At 55.5% G+C, this 21,641-nt stretch carries 16 protein-coding genes; 7 read left to right on the forward strand and 9 right to left on the reverse strand.

What is annotated here, in order from left to right; all coding sequences use genetic code 11:
• The 4 genes from NHH03_RS23650 to NHH03_RS23665 all read right to left on the reverse strand — a co-directional run bounded on the left by NHH03_RS23650 (window position 1) and on the right by NHH03_RS23665 (window position 5,469).
• Complete coding sequence (locus NHH03_RS23650; protein WP_253160375.1) at window positions 1–1,401, reverse strand: efflux RND transporter periplasmic adaptor subunit; 1,401 nt, start codon at window positions 1,399–1,401, stop codon at window positions 1–3.
• A gap of 280 nt (window positions 1,402–1,681) precedes the next feature.
• The gene (locus NHH03_RS23655) at window positions 1,682–2,209 is read right to left on the reverse strand and encodes a hypothetical protein (protein ID WP_253160378.1); all 528 of its coding nucleotides are present in this window, start codon (window positions 2,207–2,209) and stop codon (window positions 1,682–1,684) included.
• A gap of 90 nt (window positions 2,210–2,299) precedes the next feature.
• Window positions 2,300–4,054, reverse strand: coding sequence for an arylsulfatase (locus tag NHH03_RS23660; protein WP_253160380.1), 1,755 nt, complete (start codon window positions 4,052–4,054; stop codon window positions 2,300–2,302).
• Between the two features lie 320 nt (window positions 4,055–4,374).
• Complete coding sequence (locus NHH03_RS23665) at window positions 4,375–5,469, reverse strand: DUF4185 domain-containing protein (RefSeq protein ID WP_253160381.1); 1,095 nt, start codon at window positions 5,467–5,469, stop codon at window positions 4,375–4,377.
• A gap of 276 nt (window positions 5,470–5,745) precedes the next feature.
• Here NHH03_RS23665 and NHH03_RS23670 point away from each other — a divergent pair, with 276 nt between their 5' ends.
• From NHH03_RS23670 to NHH03_RS23690, 5 genes are all read left to right on the forward strand, one after another.
• Window positions 5,746–7,110 (forward strand): M14-type cytosolic carboxypeptidase, encoded by a 1,365-nt coding sequence (locus NHH03_RS23670; protein ID WP_253160384.1) that lies wholly within the window; start codon window positions 5,746–5,748, stop codon window positions 7,108–7,110.
• Window positions 7,111–7,484: 374 nt separating this feature from the next.
• Window positions 7,485–8,342, forward strand: a complete 858-nt coding sequence (locus NHH03_RS23675; protein WP_253160386.1) for a hypothetical protein — start codon at window positions 7,485–7,487, stop codon at window positions 8,340–8,342.
• A 49-nt stretch (window positions 8,343–8,391) separates the two neighbouring features.
• Window positions 8,392–9,609 (forward strand): ABC transporter permease, encoded by a 1,218-nt coding sequence (locus NHH03_RS23680; RefSeq protein WP_253160388.1) that lies wholly within the window; start codon window positions 8,392–8,394, stop codon window positions 9,607–9,609.
• Window positions 9,610–9,621: 12 nt separating this feature from the next.
• Window positions 9,622–10,308, forward strand: a complete 687-nt coding sequence (locus tag NHH03_RS23685) for an ABC transporter ATP-binding protein (protein ID WP_253160391.1) — start codon at window positions 9,622–9,624, stop codon at window positions 10,306–10,308.
• 165 nt (window positions 10,309–10,473) lie between these two features.
• The gene (locus NHH03_RS23690) at window positions 10,474–10,920 is read left to right on the forward strand and encodes an ArsR/SmtB family transcription factor (RefSeq protein WP_253160393.1); all 447 of its coding nucleotides are present in this window, start codon (window positions 10,474–10,476) and stop codon (window positions 10,918–10,920) included.
• Window positions 10,921–11,039: 119 nt separating this feature from the next.
• On the opposite strand, the gene NHH03_RS23695 is transcribed toward NHH03_RS23690, so the two are convergent.
• Complete coding sequence (locus NHH03_RS23695) at window positions 11,040–12,176, reverse strand: phosphonoacetaldehyde reductase (RefSeq protein ID WP_253160396.1); 1,137 nt, start codon at window positions 12,174–12,176, stop codon at window positions 11,040–11,042.
• Between the two features lie 365 nt (window positions 12,177–12,541).
• Between NHH03_RS23695 and NHH03_RS23700 the strand changes: the two genes are divergently transcribed.
• Both NHH03_RS23700 and NHH03_RS23705 read left to right on the forward strand, forming a co-directional pair.
• On the forward strand, window positions 12,542–14,557 hold the full coding sequence (locus tag NHH03_RS23700; protein WP_253160398.1) for a glycoside hydrolase family 97 protein: 2,016 nt from the start codon (window positions 12,542–12,544) through the stop codon (window positions 14,555–14,557).
• A gap of 197 nt (window positions 14,558–14,754) precedes the next feature.
• Window positions 14,755–15,930 carry an AGE family epimerase/isomerase gene (locus NHH03_RS23705; RefSeq protein WP_253160400.1) on the forward strand — a complete coding sequence of 392 codons (1,176 nt, stop codon included), beginning with the start codon at window positions 14,755–14,757 and terminating at the stop codon, window positions 15,928–15,930.
• 32 nt (window positions 15,931–15,962) lie between these two features.
• Here NHH03_RS23705 and NHH03_RS23710 read toward each other — a convergent pair whose 3' ends face one another.
• Genes NHH03_RS23710 through NHH03_RS23725 form a run of 4 tightly spaced genes read right to left on the reverse strand, consistent with a single transcriptional unit; the run spans window position 15,963 to window position 21,260 of the window.
• A complete protein-coding gene (locus tag NHH03_RS23710) occupies window positions 15,963–17,801 on the reverse strand; it encodes a prenyltransferase/squalene oxidase repeat-containing protein (RefSeq protein ID WP_253160402.1) in 1,839 nt (612 codons plus the stop codon).
• Window positions 17,798–18,232: an ExbD/TolR family protein gene (locus NHH03_RS23715; RefSeq protein WP_253160404.1), complete on the reverse strand. Its 435-nt coding sequence runs from the start codon at window positions 18,230–18,232 to the stop codon at window positions 17,798–17,800. Before NHH03_RS23715 ends, NHH03_RS23710 begins: the two co-directional genes overlap by 4 nt.
• A gap of 30 nt (window positions 18,233–18,262) precedes the next feature.
• Complete coding sequence (locus tag NHH03_RS23720; RefSeq protein ID WP_253160406.1) at window positions 18,263–19,327, reverse strand: MotA/TolQ/ExbB proton channel family protein; 1,065 nt, start codon at window positions 19,325–19,327, stop codon at window positions 18,263–18,265.
• A gap of 13 nt (window positions 19,328–19,340) precedes the next feature.
• The gene (locus NHH03_RS23725) at window positions 19,341–21,260 is read right to left on the reverse strand and encodes a tetratricopeptide repeat protein (RefSeq protein WP_253160407.1); all 1,920 of its coding nucleotides are present in this window, start codon (window positions 21,258–21,260) and stop codon (window positions 19,341–19,343) included.
• Window positions 21,261–21,641: the final 381 nt, after the last annotated feature.

A 21,641-nucleotide genomic window follows, 5' to 3' on the forward strand; every position in this document is an offset into this window, starting at 1 on the left:
TTATTCGTCTCCCATCAGTTCGGCGAGCAGCTGAGATTTCAAAATGAACCCACCGTGCACGACCACGGATTGTCCGGCTTGAACTCCTTGCATCACGACCACGCTGGATTGGTTGGCCGGTCCCAACACCACATCGCGGCGCGTGAATTGTCCATCCTGATCATGAACAAAGACGAATTGTTTTCCGTCGTGTTCGTGCACGGCCGACAATGGCACTTGAACCACGTCAGTCGGATGAGCACTTGGGAACTCGATGGTCACAAACATGCCCGGTTTCAACGCACGATCTGCGTTGTCCGCGATCGCTCGCAAGGAGATCGTCCGAGTCGTTTCGTCCATGATCTCGCCGGTATAAAACACTCGCGCCTGGAATACCCGATCCGGCAACGCGGCATTTCGCACCAGCACGGTTTGCTCTTTCAACGAATCAAGTAGTGGTAGGTGTTCTTCATAGATGTTGGCCGTGACCCAGACGGTCGAAAGATCTGCAATACTTAGCAGCATGACATCCGGACGCACCTGTTCGCGTAGAACGACGTCCTTTGTCAACACCGTGCCGTCAAACGGGGCGCGGATCGCATAGTGTGAAATGGATTCCCCCTGGCCGGCGGGATCAATCGTGTCGATGTCGTTTTGGTCAACGTTCAGAATCTTTAAACTGGTCGCCGCCACAAGTGTCTTTGCTTGAGCGACCTTCACCGCCTGGGACGTCAGCAGAGTGGATGTATTGAGTTCGTACTGAATCTGTTCTATTCGAGACTGAACGGTGGCTTGATCTGCATTCCGGTTGGCGGTTGCCGCAAGTAGCTGCTTGCCCGATACAGCCCCCGACTCTGCGACGCTTCTTAGCCGGTCCACATCGGCTTCTGATTTCAACAGATTCGAATAGGACGCCAGGGCTCGCTCGCGAAAATCCCCCATGGGACGATTTCGAAACTCGCGCTCTATCTGTTTGATATCTGCTCCCTGTCGCAGCGATTCGATCAGTTGGTTGGCATTCTTGGCGATCTCGGATTGCAAACGATCCTTGGTTTTTGCCAGTTCCAACTGCAATCGAGCTTGGTAAAGTTCCAACTTCGCCGCACCGACTTCTCGGCTATGCACGACAGCCAGCAAATCATCCGTCTTGACACGCTGTCCCAAACTGACCGAAACGCTATCGACGGTCCCTTCGACCATCGAATAAATGTGGGCCAAACGATCCTGATTCAACGATATCTTGCCGGTCAATTGAAATCGTTTCTGGAACGGACCGCTGTTCACGGCTTCAATTTCAATCCCCGATGCTTGCCATTGTTCGGGAGCAAGCGTCAGCCGTGTCTCCGACGATTCAGCATCTGACGCGTGAATGGTCGAAACACTTGATTTTTGTCGGTCGTCCTCCAAAGTTGTCTTTTGCATCGCTACATCGGAGTTCGGATCGACGGGCACAGTCGTTTCGGAGTGTGCCGTTTGCCAGCGAAAGGCCATCAGACAAATTGATATCGACAGGGCTAGCAAGAAGCAGCTCCCAAGGACGATCGGGGTGCGCACGCGATTGGAAGGCGCCGGTTCGGTTCGGTTCATTGTTTCGGTAGGAATGTCATTAGCGCAGCGAGAGACAAAGAGAACCATCAACCACCGAGCGCGCAGACAGCTACCCGAGTGATGGTCACAAACAGCAATGGCTATGACGCATCCGTTAACAACGAATGACACCCGAGAGTTCGGGCAAAGAGAGGCGACTGGTCAGCAATCGCACCGTTTGGAAAGACAGCGTTCGCGGATCGCTGGCACCGTAATGCACTGAATGCAAGGCAACAGAAAACAGGCCCAGTGTGGGCAAAACTGCGACGTCTAAATCATTCGCTGCCGAGAATTGACTCGCTGGCAAACACTCCACCTCACAATCCGATGGATCACCGCCGATCGATGCGAACGCTTGCGCCGGCAGTAACCAGTGAACATGCCAATCTTGGGGCCAGTTCCCAGCATTGGCCGGTCCGCCGTGATGCCAAACAAGATGCCGTGAAAGTTCCTCCACCTGAAGGACCGATTCAGCTGCCACGTCGTGGCAATGACCGACGGGAATCGGTACCGGCCACAAAAGCAAGACGAACACCAGCTTCTGCAAGAGCGAACGATAGTCGTTGCGGTACGAAAACGGATGCATCGGCTGGCGGGAGTCTTCGTGTGAATACACGGCAGGTGGGCAAACAATCGGGATCATCCTAAATCGTGATCAATCGACTGTCAATCAATCGGTTGCTGGCCCCACAAAAACAGGCCGCCATGGGCAGTGCAGATTTTAGCTGACTGCCTATCGGCGTTTTACATAGACATAGTAGGCGCCACAGATTTCCTGGCCGGCGTCATCTAACATCCACGTTTCCAGTTCTGTTTCCCCCGCCAGTAAATCTGCTGTGAATTGGATCGACAGACCATCTTCGGCAGCCGGTTGAATAGGAAAGGTATGCTTTCCGAGACGGATGCGGCCTTGGGTGATCGGCAATACCTTGCCGGGAACGAAGACGCCGTCGGTCACTACGGTTCGGCGACAACCTTGATCCAATCGCAGTTTGCTTTCTCGTGGCCAACGACGCAGTTCGACATCGTAGGTACCGGCCTGGGCCACGCTCAGATGCCAGACCCCATTTTTTTGAACACCGCGTCGAATTTGGATTTGCTGGTCGACGAAGACATCCAACCATTCGCAAGCTGTCAACATCGCGGGATTCTCCGCGTCGCTACCAATAACGACACGCTGGACTGCCAGAGCGTCCCGTTTCACACCGTTCCACCAATCGTCTAAATGCGTGCTCAGCTCGCGGACCACATCGGGGTTGTCCGCCGCGACATCGTGATCTTGGTGAGGGTCCGCAGCGACATCGTACAGTTCGCGATTCTCCAACAATCGCCAATTTTTCCACAGCACGCCAGCACCGTCACGATGTGGAACCGAGGGGTTTTGGTCGGTGTACTCGACTTTGAACTGCGGCATCCGGCTGTAGTTGATCACCAATTTCCGATCGCCAAGGGTGGAAGGCTGGCCGCGCATGATCGCCGCCAAACTCTGACCATCTAAGTGGGCTGGAACGTTTGTAATCCCCGCCAGTTCGGCAAGGGTTGGCAACAAATCCTGGACCTGGCTCAACTCATCGATTTCCCCCATAGCCAAGTTGCCCGCAGGCCAACGCACGAAACAGGGAACCCGATGCCCGCCTTCCCAAAGCTGTGTCTTGCTACCACGCATACCGGCATTGAAATAGTCCTTGCCCATTGTGCTGCCGTTGTCCGTCAGAAACACGACGATGGTGTTGTCCAACAACGCATGGTCTGTCAAGAACGAGTCTAGTTTGCCAACGTTGTCATCGATGCTCGTTCCCATCGCCAAAAAACTGACCAATGATTCAATCTGGTTCGCATTGAGCTTCTTGGTGATCTCAGGATGATTGGCCAGTGAATCACGAATCGGCTGCCGGTAGTGGTCTGGAACGAACCAGGGCCAATGTGCCGCGTTCAAAGCGATGTAGGCAAAAAACGGCTTGTCAGAATCTTCGCTACCGATCCACTGTGACGCCTGGTTGAAAAACACGTCGGTGCAGTAACCGCTGTATCGTTCCGGCTGGCCGTTGTGAATGTAAGTGTCGTCGAAGTAGTCGTTGTCCCAGTGATCGGGTGTGCTGTTGATATGTGACGAGCGAAACCAAACGGCTTCGTCAAACCCACGATCTTCCGGACGAAACGGATAATTGTCGCCCAAATGCCATTTGCCAAAAATGCCTGTGCGATAGCCTGCCGAGCGAAACACATCGGCAATGGTTTTCAGTTCGGGGCGCATCAACGTCCGCCCGCTGCTCACATTCACCGCGCCGTTGCGGAACGCGTCCAATCCCGTCATCAACTGCCCCCGTGTCGGTGTGCACATCGGCGCAACATGAAAGTCTGTCAAGCGAACCGATCCTGCTGCCAATCGATCTATATGTGGTGTTTCCACCACGGGATTGCCATGGCAGGAAAACTCGCCATAACCTTGATCATCCGTCATGATCACAATGACATTCGGTGATGCCATCGATTCCGCGTGGATCTCCGTTATCCCCAGCCCCAACGCCGTCCAGAATGCGACGACCGCGATTACCAGAGATGTTAAATTCCTCGCCCGAAACGCACCGAGGGATCGTGGATCTACCGACCAGTCTGGGCGAGCAGCTAAACAGGGACGAATGAGTTTTTGCATCGCGATAAAGATTTTGGGGAGAAACGGATCAGTCGGCTAGGAAGAAACCATGACAGGTCACCTCGTTTGAATCGCCCACCCTGGGCGTATTGAAGTTGCGTTTTTATCACAACCAGACCCGTGGGGTTTAAGAGCCAGCGCGCCGGATGACAGCTCTATTGGCCAATGACAAATTCACCGTTGACGGTGTTCCACGAATCGTTGCTATTTTTTCCGGTGAAGATCATGGTGAATCGTCGCCCATCGTCACTGATCCACTTCTGCGTGAAATTCCAAAAGAACGTCGAAACCTCGATCTGTCCTCGCCCCCAATCCTGTTCGTAGCTGACGGTGGTCCATGGCCCCCAAGGTTCCGGCGCATCGAATAATCCGAAATGCCCGGTGTGCGTTTCACTGTGTTCGGTACACAGCAGGTAACGTTTCAATCCCGCATTGTAACCGACGCTGACATTCCAACCGACACCGTTGGGGTCTTTGAAAACAGCCTGGCGCTGCTTCAAATCAGACGTCCACAAAGGTTGTCCGGCATGCACACCGGAAAAGAACTCGTAACCCGATCGATTTCGAATCTGGCTTTTCGGCACCCGTGCCAAGTAGATTTTGCCTGGTTTGTGCACGTCAAATCCGTGTTCGGTCTGCGGCAGCGAGTCGGGTCCCCACTGCGGGTGAATGAAATAGCTGTAGACAAAGTGATCGCGTGCACCGCGGTAATCCTGACCGAAGTTCAAAAACGTCGGCACGCTCAATCGATCGTCAAAATGGAATCCCCAATCGGCGAGTGTCCAACTGGCGCCTTCATCGGTTGACCAAGCGATGCGGCACGATTCCATGTGTCTAGCCGGTTGCGCGGCAACCCACATGTACAACACCCCGTCAACGCTTAGGATTCCATAACTCTTGCCGTCGAACGTCGCGGCATGTTCGGTTTGAAAACCGCCCCAAACGTTTGTTGCTTGATAGTTGTTTGCATCACCACTGATGCGCGCCACACCCAGCTTCACTCGACCAGCTGAATTCGTGCCGCCGAATCCACCACCATCGCCCCAGGCTGAATACAGATTGCCATCGCGCGACCAAGTCACCGGCCAATTGTCACTGCCGGGTGCTAAACGGCGATGCGTTTGAAAATCAAACTCAACGCGATCGATCGTAGAACTCGCCGGGTAAGGTGCTTGCGAGAACACAACGTTGGGCGCGAGCAACAAAACGATCAGCTGCGCGATCAAAACAATCACGGATCGGTTCGACATACGAGTTTTTTTCAGTGGAGAGAAAACGGGCAATCCGTAGTCTAATCAATATAATGGCTCTGGATATTTTGCCACAACGAAATCGTCAGGCGACAAGAATGAATGGCACTCGATTTTTTTTCTGTGCACTCATTGGGCTATCGTTTCAAACCAACCTCTCGGCGGAAGAGAATTCATTCCAGCTAACACGACGTGTCAGTGTCCCTGAAGCGCACCAGGCTGTGCCCCTGGACGAGTCTTCATTTTATGCGATCTCAAATCATGCGATCACTCGATATGACAAACCTTCCGAACAACGCCTTGTCTGGGAAGCACCGGCAAATTCAGGGATTCAACATCTATAACCACACACGTTTCATCGGCTGCGTTCTGTCGTTGATCGTCGCGTGGATTGTTCATCGACCCATTCACTGTGTTGCTGCGGAGCCACTAACGGTTGCATCGGATTTTGAAGGAGCGTCGGTCCGCGTTCTTCAGATCGATAACACGCAGCGCAGCGTCAGTTTCATGCCAGGCGGTGATCCTGCCCGCGGCTGGCCCTGCTGGTGGTACCTGCGAGTCGACGGGATCACTCCCGGAGAGACGATCACATTGCGATTGCAAGGATCAACGGCGGCGATGGAAAACCAAAAGCCACTGTCGGCTTCGTGGGCGATGCCTGCACAAGCCAGTTTTTCGATTGACGGCGAAACCTGGCTGCATACCGATAACGGCAGTCGTCAGGACGAATGGATGATTTACACCGTCAAACCGAACGCCGCTTCCATCTATGTCGCCTGGGGGCCACCGTACACACCGAGCTTCGCCGACGAGTTTCTGAATAGGATGGCAGACAGTTCACCGTATGCAACCGCGATGGAGTTGTGTCGGTCGCGCGAAAATCGTCCGGTACCCATGCTGAAGGTACTCCAAGGCGAACGACCGCATTCCCAACGGTTTGGGGTCTGGATTCAGGCACGGCAACATGCCTGGGAAAGCGGGTCTAGCTGGGTCTCGCACGGTTTCACCGAATGGGTACTCGGTGACAGCCAAGAAGCAACTTGGCTGCGACAGCATGCGGAAATCTTCATCATCCCCATCATGGACGTGGACAACACCGCCACCGGCAACGGCGGTAAGAATGCGATTCCACATGATCAAAATCGCGACTGGTCTCCCGAGCCTCACTGGAACGAAGTGATCGCCGCGCAGCGGCACGTGCGCGGGCTGATCGCTGAAGGGCGGATGGATGTTTTCATCGACTTGCACAATCCCGCTCCCAGCGACCCCAGTTTCTTTTACATCCTACCGAGCGAAATGTTGTCCGAGCCCATGATCGGTTTGCGCGACCGCTTCATTGAATTGGCGTATACGAGAATCAGCCAAATCAAACCACTGATCCCAATGAGCAACAAGCCCAAGGTGACTGGTGTCAACTATCACCCGCTGTGGCGACAGATCAGTGCAAACTGGGTCAGCATGAACGGAAACCCACACACCGTCAGCCTTTGCTTGGAGACGATCTGGAACTACAAAAACAGCACGACCTCTGGTTACCGGTCGGTCGGCGCAAGCCTTGGCCGCGCGGTGCAGACGTTCCTCGCCGAGCGTCCCGCAAAGCATCTTGACGATCAAGATCCGCCCCGCATTGGATCCGACTGAAGCCCTTCCCTGCCAAATCCTGCTCGGATTGACAGCAATCCCCAGTCGTTTTCTCGACATCGACACCGAGACGCTTTGTCGCATCCAGCGGCCGCTTCTGGCAATTTGATTTCTCAACAAGAAGTTCGGCGCGAGATCAAATCGCCGTGATTCGCCGGGTTTTCTGCTCGCAGGGGGCGTTGATCAGTTCCTCAGCCTGCCTCGCCCGCAAGCAACCTCTTTCCAAAATCGACTCATCTCAGTGTATCTGCGCAGACGAATATAGCGTATAGATTCGCCTTCGCGAATATAAGCTTGCTACCCAGCAAGCTCGTCGCACCTTGCCCCCACTGAGCCGAGATCAAGTCGGCTTTTCCAAGCGTACAGGATTTCAAATGAAACGTCACAACTGGCGAGTTCGGGCTGCCGTTGCATTCACGATGGCAGCATTGTCCCTCACCCAAACCGCTTCGATTCAGGCCCAGCAAAACTCGACGCCTGCGATCGAGTCGGCGAGCCCAGGTATCACTGCGATGCAACAGGCGGCGCAGTACGAAAAGTACCTGTTTGTCTATTTTTGGAAACAGAACGATCAGCAAACGCAGGCGATGCGGCAGGTTTTTCAGAATGCAACGGGCGAAATGGCGAACGTTGCCAACGCGATTGCGGTGCAGATAACCGATCCGAAGCAGAGTCCCATCGTCAAGCGATTTGATGTCAGCCGAGCTCCAATGCCATTGGTTCTGGCGATCGCCCCGAATGGCGCGATCACGAAAGGCCTTCCGGTGAAGTTTACCGAACGGCAATTGCAGGACGCGGTGGTCAGCCACGGAACCGCGACCTGTTTGAAAGCGTTGCAGGACCGCAAGCTGGTATTGCTGTGTGTGGCAACTCAATCTGGTGCCAATCCTTTTCAGGGTGTGCGCGAATTTGCTAGTGACTCGCGCTATGCTGCATCGTCACAAATCGTGTCCGTCGACCCGACAGACCCGTCAGAGAAAGTTTTTCTACAGTCGTTGAAAGTCGACCCAGCCGGCAGCACCCGAGTGGCGGTTGTCTTGGCTCCTCCGGGTCAGCCGGTTGCAACGTTTGCTGAAGCCACGAGCAAAGCTCAAATTGTCGAGCGTCTGACAGCAGCAGGTTCGGCTTGCTGCCCAGGTGGAAATTGTGGTCCTGGTGGTCAGTGTGGGCCTGGACAGCAGTGTGCGCCCGGCCAGAAGTGCGGCCCCAACGGCTGTGCCCCTCAGGAGTGAATGCGTTGGACATCTGGACACAAATGGAATTGAAACAGGAGACAGTTTGATGAACCTCAAAACACTGGTCTGGCGTGAGCTGTTCGAGCGTAAAAGTCAGATGATTACCATCTTTGTCGGTATCCTGTTGGGGATCACGACGGTGGTTGCAATCAAGAACATCACCTGCTTTTCAGAGAAAGCGGTTGCGAGGGAAATGGACAGCTTGGGCGCCAATGTGCTCGTCCTACCAAAGTCCGTCACGCTTCAGGATTACTATTCTGCAGACATGCACAGCGAGACGATCCCGGAAGAATACGCGTTGCGATTGACCATGTCGAACCTGGAAGGTGTCGACAATCTATCGCCTAAACTGTGTGTGCCGGTGCAACTGGCAGGCCGCCAGTTCACGCTGACTGGAATCTTGCCCAAAAGCGAATTCCAGGCAAAGGCAGCTTGGGGAGGTGCCGGAATTTTTTCCCGCCCAATCGGCTGTGGCGCGATCGACATGGGTGTCGAGCCGGAAATGGAGGACAAAAAGACGCTGGTTCGCAAACGGGTCATCGATGACCTGGGAACCCACGAAGCTCTCGTGGGTGCGGATACTGCCGCAATTCTTGGCGTCCAAGAGGGCCAATCGCTGCACTTGATGGACACCGAATTCTCCGTCGTCGCGGTGCTACCGGAAACGGGCACCGTGGATGATTCACGAATCTTCGCTCACTTGCACACCGTCCAGGATATGTCAAACAAGGATGCGGTGGTCAGTTGCATCGAGATTGTCGGGTGCTGCAAGGAAATTTCTGCCGGCTTGGTAGGCAACGTGAACAAGTTGTTGCCGGATGCCAAAGTTGTCACGGTGACTCAGGTGGTCGCAACTCAGACAAAGGTGAACGGCATGATGGAGAAGCTTTCGCTAATCTTCGTTGCGATCATTGTGGTGGTCGGCGGGGCCGGTATCGCGAACTACATGTTCGCCAATGTCTACGAACGCCGCCGAGAGATTGGCACTTTGATGTCGTTGGGTGCAGAATCAAAGCTGATCCTGCAAATTTTCTTACTCAAAGCACTATTGCTGGGTGTGGCTGGCGGAGTAGGCGGATTCGCGTTGGGAACAATCCTGGCTGTGACCTTGGGGCCGCGACTTGCCGGGGTTCCCGTTTTGCCAATGCCCCTGCTGGCTTTGTGGGCGATTGGAATTTCAGTTGGCATCACTTTGCTGGCCAGTTTCTTTCCCGCCCGTCGTGCCGCTCGGCTCGATCCCGTAACTTCATTTCAGGAGGTTTGACTGATGTTGTGCATGGAAAACGTAACCAAGACTTACCAGTTGCGACACCAAACCGTCGTAGCATTGGACAATGCTACATTGGATATCCCCGAGGGAGATTTCGTTTCTTTGGTTGGTCCGAGCGGAAGCGGAAAGAGCAGCTTACTGGTGATGCTCGGCGGTATGCTCTCGCCGACATCCGGAAAGGTGCTATTGAAGGGTGAGTCGATGTATGGCTTGGACCCCGACGGTCGCGCTCGCCTGCGGAAAGCGAACATCGGATTCGTCTTTCAGACGTTCAATTTGATTTCTTATTTGTCCGCTCAAGAAAATGTCCAGATCCCGCTTTACCTATCAGGACACACTGGAGTCGAGCAGCAAGACAAAGCCGCCGCACTGCTCGAGCGGGTCGGTTTAGGTGACCGCTTGGATCATAAACCAAGCGAGCTGAGCGTTGGACAGCAGCAGCGAGTCGCTCTCGCCCGCATGTTGGCTAACGATCCAGCCGTGATCTTGGCGGATGAGCCCACGGGGAATTTAGATCCGGAAACGAGCGAGCAGATCATTGGTTTCTTTGAGGATTTCAACCGAGAAGGACGCACCATCGTGATGGTCACGCATAATCCGGACGCCGCGGAGCGAGCCAAGCGAGTTTTGAAACTGCGCGATGGCAAAGTGGTGGACGACCGTGCGTCGATTCAATCCATTTCAGCAGCGTGATGCGTTGCCCCGGTGGCGCGGGGCTTGAAGTGGCGTCAGTTGGCAGCTTGCCTCTTTAGTTGTGTGAGCTGCCAGCTTGCGTGTATGATTGCGCCGGCAAGCTGGAATCCCACCCCCAGTTTTGGTGAACCCGCCCGAAAACAAATGTGAAAAATTGAAATACAGATGCCGAAGACTAGCGAAGCCATGAACGCAACCTGCGGTACATCAATCGAGGACGCCAGCACAGCCATCCCCAAGGCGCAGATTGGCGTTCATATCAACACGATGTTTCGCGCGTTTTCCGATCCGACTCGGCTACGCATCCTTCACCTGCTGGTCAGTGGCGAAATATGCGTGGGCGACCTAGTGGAAATCCTTCAACTACCGCAGCCCGCTGTGTCCCGGCATCTGGCATACTTGCGTAAAGCTAATTTGGTCCAAGTCCGCAAGTCCGGTCTGTGGGCCTACTACTCTCTCGCACCGGTACAGTCGTCTTTTCAAAGCAAGTTGTATGAGTGCTTGCAAGAATGCTTCTGCGACGTGCCGGAGCTGGCCGAAGACTGCCAGCGCAAATTGCAAGTGACACAGTCGGGCGGTTGCTGTCAACTCGAGTCCAGCAGTGATGCTTGATCTCCCCAGTGGATCATGAAGCGCTGACAGTGGACGGATCTAAGCGGGCCGAAGAAAGACTGCCACGCAGGAAACCGCAAGGAAACGCACGAGTGAATTGAGAAAGTTGGTGCAGTCAGTTAGCTGCCACAGAGCAGTTCCACGAGTGAATCGGGCGACGCGGTTCGCGGATTGTTCGACATCCGCTGAGCGTTCACACTTCCGACCAGACGTTGAATTTTTGCGATGTCATTGATCCCAGCGGCGGACAGATTCGCAGGGCAACCAATCTCCGCCAGTATTCTGGCAATGATTTCACGGGCGTGTTCGACGTCGTGTGCACCGAGCAATTCAACAATCAAATCGATACGTTTCCGCACGTGCTGCACACCGCGGGGGTCCGCACAATCAGACTCCGACACCTGTGAGTTAAATAACAACATCGGTCCCAGTGTCATTGCCACCGCAAATCCATGGGGAATACCGTAGTCAGACGTCAGTGCATACGACAGTGCATGTGGCGCGGTCGTCTTGCTGACGTTGATCGCTCGCCCCGCCAAATAGGATGCTCGGCACATCGCAAGTCTGCTTTCCGGTGTCGGGCTACGCACGCCATTCACCAGATGCGCTAGCGAGTGTCGAAGTGATTCCGTTGCATCGCGAACAGAATCCTCGCTGGCCCCCGCTGCCCAAATGGATTCGATGGCTTGGCAGAATGCATCCAGTCCAGTGGCCGCAGTGATTGGCGGTGGTAAACTGTGCGTTAATGTTGGATCAATGATTGCTTCGTTTGGCAACAGTGACTCATCAGCGAGCGAGAACTTCTGGTGGTCAACGTAAACCACCGCAAAATGTGTGGCTTCACTCCCGGTACCTGCCGTGGTAGGGATCGCGAGTAACCGGTTTTCAGTTGGCAACAACGGCGCTTTTCCGGTGACGATCTCGCGTGCCGGATTCGGTTGCCTTGCAAGTGCTCCGATCAATTTGCCAAGGTCCATCGCGGTGCCACCGCCCAGTGCGATCACAAAATCGGCAGCATGATCGTTGTATTGAGCAATCCCCCGCTGTACGTCAGCCAATTTGGGATTCAATTCGAAATCGGTAAAACGGCTAACACACAGATCTTGCAACAGAGGCTCCAACACGTCGCAGCCGCCACTGGCCGAATAGGCGACTTGGTCCACCACAAAAAAAGGACGTCGACAACGCTCGCGGCGCAGAATGCGTCCCACTTCCTGCAATGCGTTTTCGCGTAGGTGAACGTTGGATGGAATCATCGCCATGGTTCAGTCGTGTTCGGTGGGGCAATCGTCGGTCGTCGCCCTACCCGCTAGAGTTCAGTTGGTCTCTGGCTAGGCAGGGTGCATATCGCGGTTTGATATGGAGGCTGCGGTAGTGTACCAACGACCCACGCGACGACAGGAGGTCGTGACTCTAGTTGGGGTCTCTTAACGCCAACGGCGTGAAATAACTAAGCCTAGGGTCAGGTCTTGCGAGCGCCGTTGGCGTCGAGCTGGAAATGGCATCAATCCGATGGCTACAGCAACATCATCAACCCAGATACACGTTCAACCGCTGCGCCGTGTGTTACCATTCAGACTGTCCTTGAGACGATGTTTCCACCCTGATTGGCCTTGAATCGATGATGACTTCTCCGCTTCGTTTTGCGCTGTGGTCCTGTGCGATGGTGATTGCCTGGTTTTCCGGGCACAGCGTCTGCGCCCAATCGCTGCAGGTTCGTTCACCCAATGGTCACCTAACTCTAAAAATCGAATTGGATGGCACTCAGCAAGCCACTGTGAATCTCTCGCGCGATGACGTCGTACTTGTCCACTTCACACTGGGATTGCAATTCGGCGATTCGGGATTGTTCGGCCAGCGATTGAAGATTTTAGAGAGCGCGACGAATAGCCAAGACCTGACCTATCAGATCGCAGTGGGCAAAACCGAGTCAGCTCGCGACCGCCACAACGAACTGAGTGTGCTGGTCGAAGAAGCCAGCGCTGCGCATCGGCGTTTGCAGTTTGTTTTTCGTGTGTTCGATGACGGAGCAGCATTTTGCTACCAGATTCCTGAACAACCAGCGATGAACGAGTTTGTGTTGACGGACGAACACACTCGATTCGAATTCCCAGGATCTCCCACTGCTTACGTGTTGCCGCTTAAAAACTACACAACACCTTACGAGTCGTACTACCAAAAACTTCAGGTCGCAGAAATTGACTCGGATCGTCTATTCGGAATGCCCCTACTGTTGCAACGTGAACTCACGTCCGACCAGTCCGTTTGGATCGGATTGACCGAAGCGGCACTCACGGATTACGCCGGAGCCTACTTGTCTGGGGTCGCCGGTGAACCCGGCGTTCTGACGACGAAGCTATCGCCGCTGCCCGGACGCAGCGAAGGCGCAAAAGTGCTGGGAACCGCACCGCACGCGTCCCCATGGCGAGTGATGATGGTCGGCGACGATCCTGGCCGGCTGTTGGAATCGAATTTGATTTTCAACCTGAGTGATCCGCCGAAGATCGAAGACACGTCGTGGATCAAACCGGAAAAAACGACGTTCCCATGGTGGAACCACTATGTGCTCGAAGGCGTTGATTTTGAGCCGGGCGTGAACACCGCCACGATGAAGCACTACATCGATTTCTGTGCCCAGCACAACATCCCCTACCATTCGCTGGACGGCCTGGACATCGCCTGGTACGGCGGCCCGATTGCTCCCAATGGCCCGACAGACATCACCACTGCGGCACCGTCGATCGATCTGCCGCAGTTGCTGGATTATGCCAAACAGAAAGGCGTTCGACTGCGGCTATGGATGCACTGGAGAGCATTGCAGCCACAGATCGACGAAGCGTTTGCGCTGTACGAAAAATGGGGTATCGAAGGAGTGATGGTCGACTTCATGGACCGAGACGATCAAGAGATGGTCCGCTTTTACCACGAGATGGCTGAAAAAGCGGCAAAGCATCATTTGACGTTGACGCTACATGGAGCTTACAAGCCCACAGGCATGGAACGAACCTGGCCCAACGTGTTGAACTACGAAGCGGCACTGAACCAGGAGTACAACAAATGGGGAAATGGCAATTCCAAAGGTACCCCGCCAACTCACAATTTGGACATCGCTTTAATACGAATGCTGGCCGGCCCACTGGACTATCACCAAGGCGGAATGCGAAACGTGTTACCGGTGAACTATCATTTTCGCGACATTGCCCCACCGGTACAGGGAACCCGAGGGCACCAATTGGGCATGTACGTAGTCTACCAAAACCACCTGCCAATGATGGCAGACTATCCGTCTGCCTATCGCGATCAACCTGAACTCGATTTCCTGGTGCAAATCCCATCCAACTGGGATGAAACACATGTCCTGCAGGCTGAAATGCGAAAGTCATTGGTGATCGCGCGTCGTGATGGTGACGATTGGTGGATCGGCGGCATGAGCGGTGACGACGACGTCGCATTGACACTTCCGTTGGCGTTCTTGGGCGACGGTGATTTCGAGCTAACGATGTGGATCGATGATCCAGAATCGCCACCCACCACGGTCGTCCAGAAACAACAAACCGTTCAGTCATCCACACAACTGGAATTCAACCTACCAGCCGCCGGTGGCTTCGCAGCCCACTTGCAATCGGTAGGACGGTGATTGGTGATGTTCCGTAACCCGGCGCGAGACGGCCTGTTGGTTTAGTTGGTCGGTCGCAAGTTGGTGTGGAGGATTTATCCGACCGGCTTTATTCTTCAAAGAAAACCCTCGTCCGAGTCGGATAAATTCTCCCCACACCAGCGTGTGTTCAATTTATCCGCCGTACGCCGCAGTATCGCATAGGAACAGTCAAAACAGTGGACGACATTCGCCGAACAGAGTTGATTGCGACCTATCGCGATGGACTGCTCAACGACACCTTGCCGTTTTGGATCGACCACTGTGTGGACCATGAACAGGGCGGCTTCATGACGTCCCTTGATCGCGACGGAACGGTGATCGACACCGACAAAGGTGTCTGGCAACAAGGCCGATTCACTTGGCTGTTGGGCGAGTTGTACAACAATGTTCAGCCATGTGAGCAATGGTTGGAACTCGCCAAGCAGGGTGCCCAATTCATGGACGCCCATTGCTTCGATCCATCCGACGGACGCATGTGGTTTCACGTCACGCGAGACGGAAAACCGATTCGCAAACGCCGCTACGCCTTTTCCGAAAGTTTTGCTGCCATCGCGTATGGAGAACTGTTCAAAGCAACCGGCGACCAACGGTACGCCGAACAGGCAAAGCAGACCTTCCAGCGATTTCTCGATCACAATCTCGATCCCCACTCCGCCGCCGCGAAATTCACTGCGACGAGACCTTCCAGAGGCATCGGTTTTCCAATGATCACCATCGCGACCGCCCAGGAACTGCGCGAGTCTGTGGGGTTATCCATCGCCCAGGAGTGGATCGACCGTAGTATTGCTGACATCCGCCAATATCATTTGAAGGAAGACATTCAGTGCGTGATGGAGACGGTGTCGGCGACCGGTGACATCATCGACCATTTTGAAGGGCGTACACTGAATCCCGGCCACGCGATCGAAGGCGCCTGGTTCATCATGATGGAAGGCAAACTGCGAGGCGACGAGGGCCTGATTCAGACGGGTTGTCAAATGCTCGACTGGATGTGGCAACGCGGCTGGGACAATGACTTTGGCGGCATCCTGTACTTTGTCGATGTGCGTGGATTGCCCGTTTCGGAATACTGGCACGACATGAAATTCTGGTGGCCACAGAACGAAGCAATCATTGCCACACTGCTTGCGTTTCAGCTGACTGGCGACTCAAAATACGCTGAGTGGCATCGGATGATTCACGACTGGACTTATAACCATTTCCCCGACCCTGACCATGGCGAATGGTTTGGCTATCTGCATCGTGACGGCAGCATCAGTTCCCAATTAAAAGGCAATCTTTGGAAAGGCCCGTTCCACATGCCTCGAATGCAACTTCGATGTTGGCAACTGCTGTCCGAATCGTCGTGCTAACTCCGATTCCAATCCTCCACACCAAACAAACATCATTGTGTTTGCGAACGAACGGCGTGCCGATAGTACGACTCCAAACACAACGTGGCCATGGCGGTGGTGTAGACGGTGCCGCCGTAGCCGCCCCAAACGGTACTGGCGGGCCAACTGCCGTCGGGCCGCTGGGTGGCCAACAGCCGCTGTTTAAGTGCGGTGTTCCAACGGTGCCAGGCGTCGTCTTGCAACTGATGCAACGCAAGCGTCGCGTAGTACCAATAGTAATAGTTGTCCTGCCGCATTCCGGGCAGCGCCTGCAACAGATAGCGTTCCGCTTCATCGACTTCGCCGCGAGGCACGGTTTCGCCGATCAACAGTCGCGTCGCCAACGCCTCGGCCGTCATCGTTCGACTGGTCGCTTCGCCGGGCCGGTAGCATGCTAATCCACCGCCACCGGCGCGCACCGTTCGCAAGAACCGAGCCACTCCACTGACGTTCTCGCGTCGGATTTCAATCCCAGCACGCTTTCCACCGTCCAGCACCATTGCCTGCCATCCCAACTGGCTTAGGTCCCCAGGATCGCCGCGTGTGTATCGCCAGCCTCCGGTCACCGGATGCTGCATCCGCACGGTGTGCCCGATCGCCCGCCGCGCCGATTCGATTGCCGAAGGATCCTGCGTCATCACTGCGGCTTCGCACAGCGAGAGCGCCGCCATCGAGTGACAGTAGCTTGCGGCATAGATCGTCGCATCCCCGCTGAGCGCACCGTCGGGATGCTGGTGTTGAATCAGATAGGCCAGTCCACGATAAACGTTGTCCGCGTAATCGCCACGGAGATGCGTGTTGCCAGCGCCCATCATCGCCAACAATGACAACCCGGTCAGACCGGTCGTGCTTTTAGTCCCCGCACCAACGCGTCGTTCACCCAGCGGAGCTCGCTCCACGCCGGCACCTGAGGCACGTGGGTCCCAGGAGCCATTGGGATGTTGGGACGACGATAGAAATCGCAATGCTGCTTGCACCGCGGCTTCGGTTTCAGCGCTTCCACCGGTTTGCTGCAACGCAATCTGTTTGGCCGCTCCCACACGATTGGCAAAGTCGGCTTGCTCGTCACCGGCAACCACTGCAGCGGTCGCTCGCGCGGTTTGACTCGCCGGCGCAGGCTGAACGTGCTTCACCACCTTGGCAGGGATCGGTTCGGGCGGTACCGCCGGTTGCGGAACTGTGGCCGAAGCCTCCTGTGTCGACGGGACGTCAGATGCTGAATCAACCACGACAGCCTCTGGCTCCGTAGGGACGTCGGATTCCAGTCGCGATTGCAACAGTTCATCCAACGATGACTGGAGATCAGCAGCGAGATCGGTGAGTTCGGATTCGGCGTTGACTGTTGACGGGGTGTTTAAGGAAACCGGCGTTGCCATTGGCGATGCGACCGTTGGTTCCAACGCGGGTTCCGGCGGCGTCTGCTCGATTGGCTCCTGCGGGGAATCTTCTGTAGGGGGCAGGTCCACCGTCTGCTCCGCCAACAAATCGTCTAACTCGGCAACCGGCAGCGGAGCGATCGCGTCGGTGACGCTGTCACCCGATTCGGATTGGACATCCAAGCTGGGATCGAAGGTCGAAAAATCGAACGCTTCAACTCCAGTCGACGTGGCCGATGGGTCTTGCGTCACCGAGCCACCGTTTTGCTGCGATTGGTAGGGCACCAACCAAATCAACAATCCGTGCAACACGACGGCAAAGAACAAACAGATCGCTCCCGCTCCGCGCCCTTCTTTTTTGGCTCGGCGGAACAACCAAATGGTGGCCGCCAACATCAGAATTGCAATGATGGCGACAGCGTAGACGAGTTTGGGGTCGGCCCATAAATCGGTGGTTTGACCGATCGTTGTCAACGCCGTAGCCCTCCGCCGCCCGCTGTGTCGACCTTCACCGCGATGCCAATCTTTTCAACACCGGTTTGACGGACGACATGCGCGATTTCGGCAAAATGTTGAAGTGATCCACCGCTATCGGCGCGCACCACGACTTTCAGCCCTGGATAGGCGGCCGATTGTGTTTGCAAGGTCTGTGACAACTGATCGATCGTCAACGGAGTACCGTCCAACAGCAGCCTGCCGTCGGCGGTGAGTTCGACAACCCGCTCATCGGGTGTTCGTGACATCGCACTCATCGGTCCGACAGAGGGTACCGACACATCGATCCGGCTTTCTGAGTCGCTGAATTTAGTGCCGACCATAAAAAAGATGACCAGCAAAAAAACAACGTCGATCATCGGCGTCAGATTGATCGTGACGTCTTCGGCAGATTGATTTCGTTTGGCCATGGGATAGTTTTCAGTCGAGTCGTGAAACCCTTAGGCAGCTTTTCGTTTCTTGGTTCGTGCAGTCCCCGCGTTTTCCAATCCTTCTGCTGAAATACAGTCGATCACTTTTTGACATAGTTTTTCGATCTCGCCCAAATAGCGATCCGACTTGCTGCTGAAATACATGTATGCAAGGTAGGCGGGAATGGCGACGGTCAATCCACCGGCGGTCGTCATCAATGCGGTGCTGATGCCGCTGGCTAACATCTCAGGTCGGCCGATAGATTGCTGATCACTGATCACTTCAAATGCCTGGATCATACCGATCACCGTGCCCAGCAGTCCCATCAACGGAGCCACGTTGCTGATCGCATGGAAGACTCGCAAGTATTTCTTGAGTCCATCGGAGACTCGATCGCCAGCGTCCATCACGGCTTGTTCGATTTCAAACATCGGCCTGCCCCAACGACGCAGCGCCGCGCGAAAGACTTCACTGACAGGGCAATCAAATTCTTTACACAACTCTGTGGCTTCGTCATAGCTAAGCACACCGTCTTCGACACATTCGGTGAACCGGCGGACGAAAGGGCGTGGGATCACGCGACCACGACGCAGTGCAATCAGTCGTTCTAGCGAGAGCGTGAACACCAGCAGCGAGCAGACCGCCAACGGTAACATCAACCAACCACCGGTCATCACCTTGCGTACGATCGCCGGCGTTTGCAACCAACTGGCCGATTCGCCTTCCTCACCGGCTGCGTCGACTTCACCGCCGATCGCGTCAGTCGCCGATCCGGTGTTGCTGGGCACCGCAGGGATCCCGCCGCCAGACTGGCTGGCGACACGATATTCCGGGCTATTGGGTGATGTCGAGAATCTTGGCGGGCTGCCGGTGTTGCTGTTTAGAGATTGACCACCGGAAAAGGGGGCGCTGAACTGGCCGTTGCGATATTGTCCTTGCGCTTCCGCCGGGTTCGTCGACGACATCCACCAGGACAGGCCCACTGCCAGCACGACAACCGGCAACAGATGTGACAACAGACCGACGTAGCTTCGCCGCTGCTGCGGGGTGCGCAATTGGACGGACGATCGGTGTGGTGGGGATTGTGTTTTCATCGAATGGCGTGATTCAGCGTCGCAAGCGTGAGGAATCAGAGTCGAATGCATCGGCGTTTTTGCCCGCTCGCCCCGGCGATTTCTGCCTGGTGCCTGGCAGTGACGCCATTCTGCGGCGTGCTTCGGCGGCATGAGCGCTATCGGCAAACCGATTCAGCAATGTTCCGTAACAAACTCCGGCCTCCTGTGTCCGCCCCAATTGTTCAAATGACTTGCCAGCCTGGACCAGCGACGGCGCCGCATAGGGCCCGCCGGGATCCATCCCCTCCACCTGGCGGTAGGCATCGATCGCCTCAGCAAAATGATGCTGCATGAAGTGCGTTTCTCCGATCATCCACTGCGCCCTTCCTCGCAGCCCCGCAGTCGATTGCGGGGATTGCACCACTTTTTCAAACAGGGATCGCGCCCGGGGAAAATCCAAACGACGAATCGCCAAGTCGGCATCCAACAAATCGACCAACGCGGTTTTGATGTCCATCTTTTCAGTGGCCAATTCGTCAACACAACGTCGCACGCGATCGAGTCGCCGCCCCGCTTCGGTCACTTCCGCGTGTGACACGGCGGTTTCGGCACAGCGCAGCAACGTGGCAAAATCCGTGGCTCCTCGCTGGTCGACCAAATGAGCCCACCAAGTGAACGCCTGTTTCCCCTGTGAGGTTTGGGTGAGCGCTTCTGCAAACAAACGGTCGACGTGAACGGTCCGCGCGGCAATCGGTTGATCCAGTTCAATCGTGCCGGCTGCCAGGGCCAGCATCGACCAGCGTCCCGTCCGGCCCGCCCACCGACAGGCCGATTCGCACGCCATTTCTGATGCAGCTGGCAAATCACACGCGATCAACCGCGCCGCAACTTGTTCGGCAACCGCTGCACCCTCGTTGTGGCTCAGTTCGCTCAAGACGCCTGCGGTCCGCTGCCCATTGCTATCCTCGGTCGCCAGCCGTTCGACCAGCACATCGAATCGGTCTGCCGGCAACGCCTCGCCGGCGACACTTAGCACCGCGGCGACCAAATCAATCGACCAACGCTGGGTGTCGCCCTGTGCGCTGATCCAATCTGCCACCGCTGGTGTCGGCGACCAGGGCCCCGGATCAAGCCGTCGAGCGAGTGTTTCAAGCACCAGCGATTCTGTGAGTTCGTGCGCGGGCCAGCGACTCAAAAAATCGTCGGTGGCCGAATCCGATTCGTCCCACTGATCCAATTGTCGCAAGCAATGGATTCGCATTGCCAGCGTTTGCGGAGCGTCTTGATGCGTGGGGAAAGCGTCTGCGAACTGCTGCAGTCGCTCGGCGGCGTCGCGCTGCCGTTCAGGCTGCATGGCGGTAGCCCAGCCGAGCCCCAACATGGCCATCGCACGGTTGTCGGCGACTGCCTGGCGCCCCGAATGTGTTTCCGCGAACTGCAAAATTGATTGGTATAGAGTTTCCGCGCTCTCTGGCCGCGGGGCGTTCAGCTCCAATCGAGCCGTTTGCATCGCGACATTGACCAACGATTGCTGGCGTTTGTCCCCGCCTGCAACTTGCGTGCGCTGCAATTCGTCCATCGCCGCGACCAGCACTGGAACCGCAACCTGCGACTGACCAGCTTGCACCAGGTGCGTGGCAACCACCGTGCGGATCAACAACCGCTGCTCGCAATTGCCGGCCGTGCAATCGGTGTGGGTCAACGAGTCGGCTGCGGCGATGTACAGCGCATCGATTTGAGTGGCTTCTAAGTGTCCGACTGCCTTGCGAGCAAGCAACACAAATTCAACCGATAGATCGACTTCAGATTGCTGCTGCAGTTCCAGCAATCGTTTCCGGGCGCCGGCCAAGTCACCACTGTCGCGATCAAGATGAATTTGACGGATTGCCGCCGGAACGTCGTCCGTGGAACCACCCGCATGGCCGTTCGATTGCGACCACCCAGGCCCCATCATCAGAACGGATAAAAGCACGACATAAACGATCGGAGATCGGCGATGGCTTGCCACCAGCCGACGCGCAACATTTAAAGTTGCGCAAACCGGCGATTTCAATGGAAATGAATCGGCAAATTGCCTTTCCGCATTCTTCGCTCTCCCCTGGGAGAGTGAAAGCCAAAGCGCAATAGGCCCCCAAGCGGGCGTGCTACAACGGTGCGGCCTGCCAGGGGAAATCGATAGATCGATAGACAAGAGTTTCAGACGCATTTTCGACCGGTACAATCGGAATAACTGGAAATACCGGATCCATCGCCAAAGTCGCAAGTCGAGTTTTAGCGCCCAGACCGCCTGCTTCCACTCATTTGCGGGCAAACCAACTATCCCCGCTGAAGGCTTTTATCTAACCTTGAGAGT

Origin of the sequence: Stieleria tagensis (genome assembly GCF_024129865.1) — a bacterium.
GTDB classification, from domain to species: Bacteria; Planctomycetota; Planctomycetia; order Pirellulales; family Pirellulaceae; genus Stieleria; species Stieleria tagensis.

Bases quoted from the DNA above. Each gene is read 5' to 3' on its own strand.
- NHH03_RS23650 (WP_253160375.1), bottom strand. From the start codon at position 1,401: ATGCAAAAGACAACTTTGGAGGACGACCGACAAAAATCAAGTGTTTCG.
- NHH03_RS23655 (WP_253160378.1), bottom strand. From the start codon at position 2,209: ATGATCCCGATTGTTTGCCCACCTGCCGTGTATTCACACGAAGACTCC.
- NHH03_RS23660 (WP_253160380.1), bottom strand. From the start codon at position 4,054: ATGGCATCACCGAATGTCATTGTGATCATGACGGATGATCAAGGTTAT.
- NHH03_RS23665 (WP_253160381.1), bottom strand. From the start codon at position 5,469: ATGTCGAACCGATCCGTGATTGTTTTGATCGCGCAGCTGATCGTTTTG.
- NHH03_RS23670 (WP_253160384.1), top strand. From the start codon at position 5,746: ATGACAAACCTTCCGAACAACGCCTTGTCTGGGAAGCACCGGCAAATT.
- NHH03_RS23675 (WP_253160386.1), top strand. From the start codon at position 7,485: ATGAAACGTCACAACTGGCGAGTTCGGGCTGCCGTTGCATTCACGATG.
- NHH03_RS23680 (WP_253160388.1), top strand. From the start codon at position 8,392: ATGAACCTCAAAACACTGGTCTGGCGTGAGCTGTTCGAGCGTAAAAGT.
- NHH03_RS23685 (WP_253160391.1), top strand. From the start codon at position 9,622: ATGGAAAACGTAACCAAGACTTACCAGTTGCGACACCAAACCGTCGTA.
- NHH03_RS23690 (WP_253160393.1), top strand. From the start codon at position 10,474: ATGCCGAAGACTAGCGAAGCCATGAACGCAACCTGCGGTACATCAATC.
- NHH03_RS23695 (WP_253160396.1), bottom strand. From the start codon at position 12,176: ATGATTCCATCCAACGTTCACCTACGCGAAAACGCATTGCAGGAAGTG.
- NHH03_RS23700 (WP_253160398.1), top strand. From the start codon at position 12,542: ATGATGACTTCTCCGCTTCGTTTTGCGCTGTGGTCCTGTGCGATGGTG.
- NHH03_RS23715 (WP_253160404.1), bottom strand. From the start codon at position 18,232: ATGGCCAAACGAAATCAATCTGCCGAAGACGTCACGATCAATCTGACG.
- NHH03_RS23720 (WP_253160406.1), bottom strand. From the start codon at position 19,327: ATGAAAACACAATCCCCACCACACCGATCGTCCGTCCAATTGCGCACC.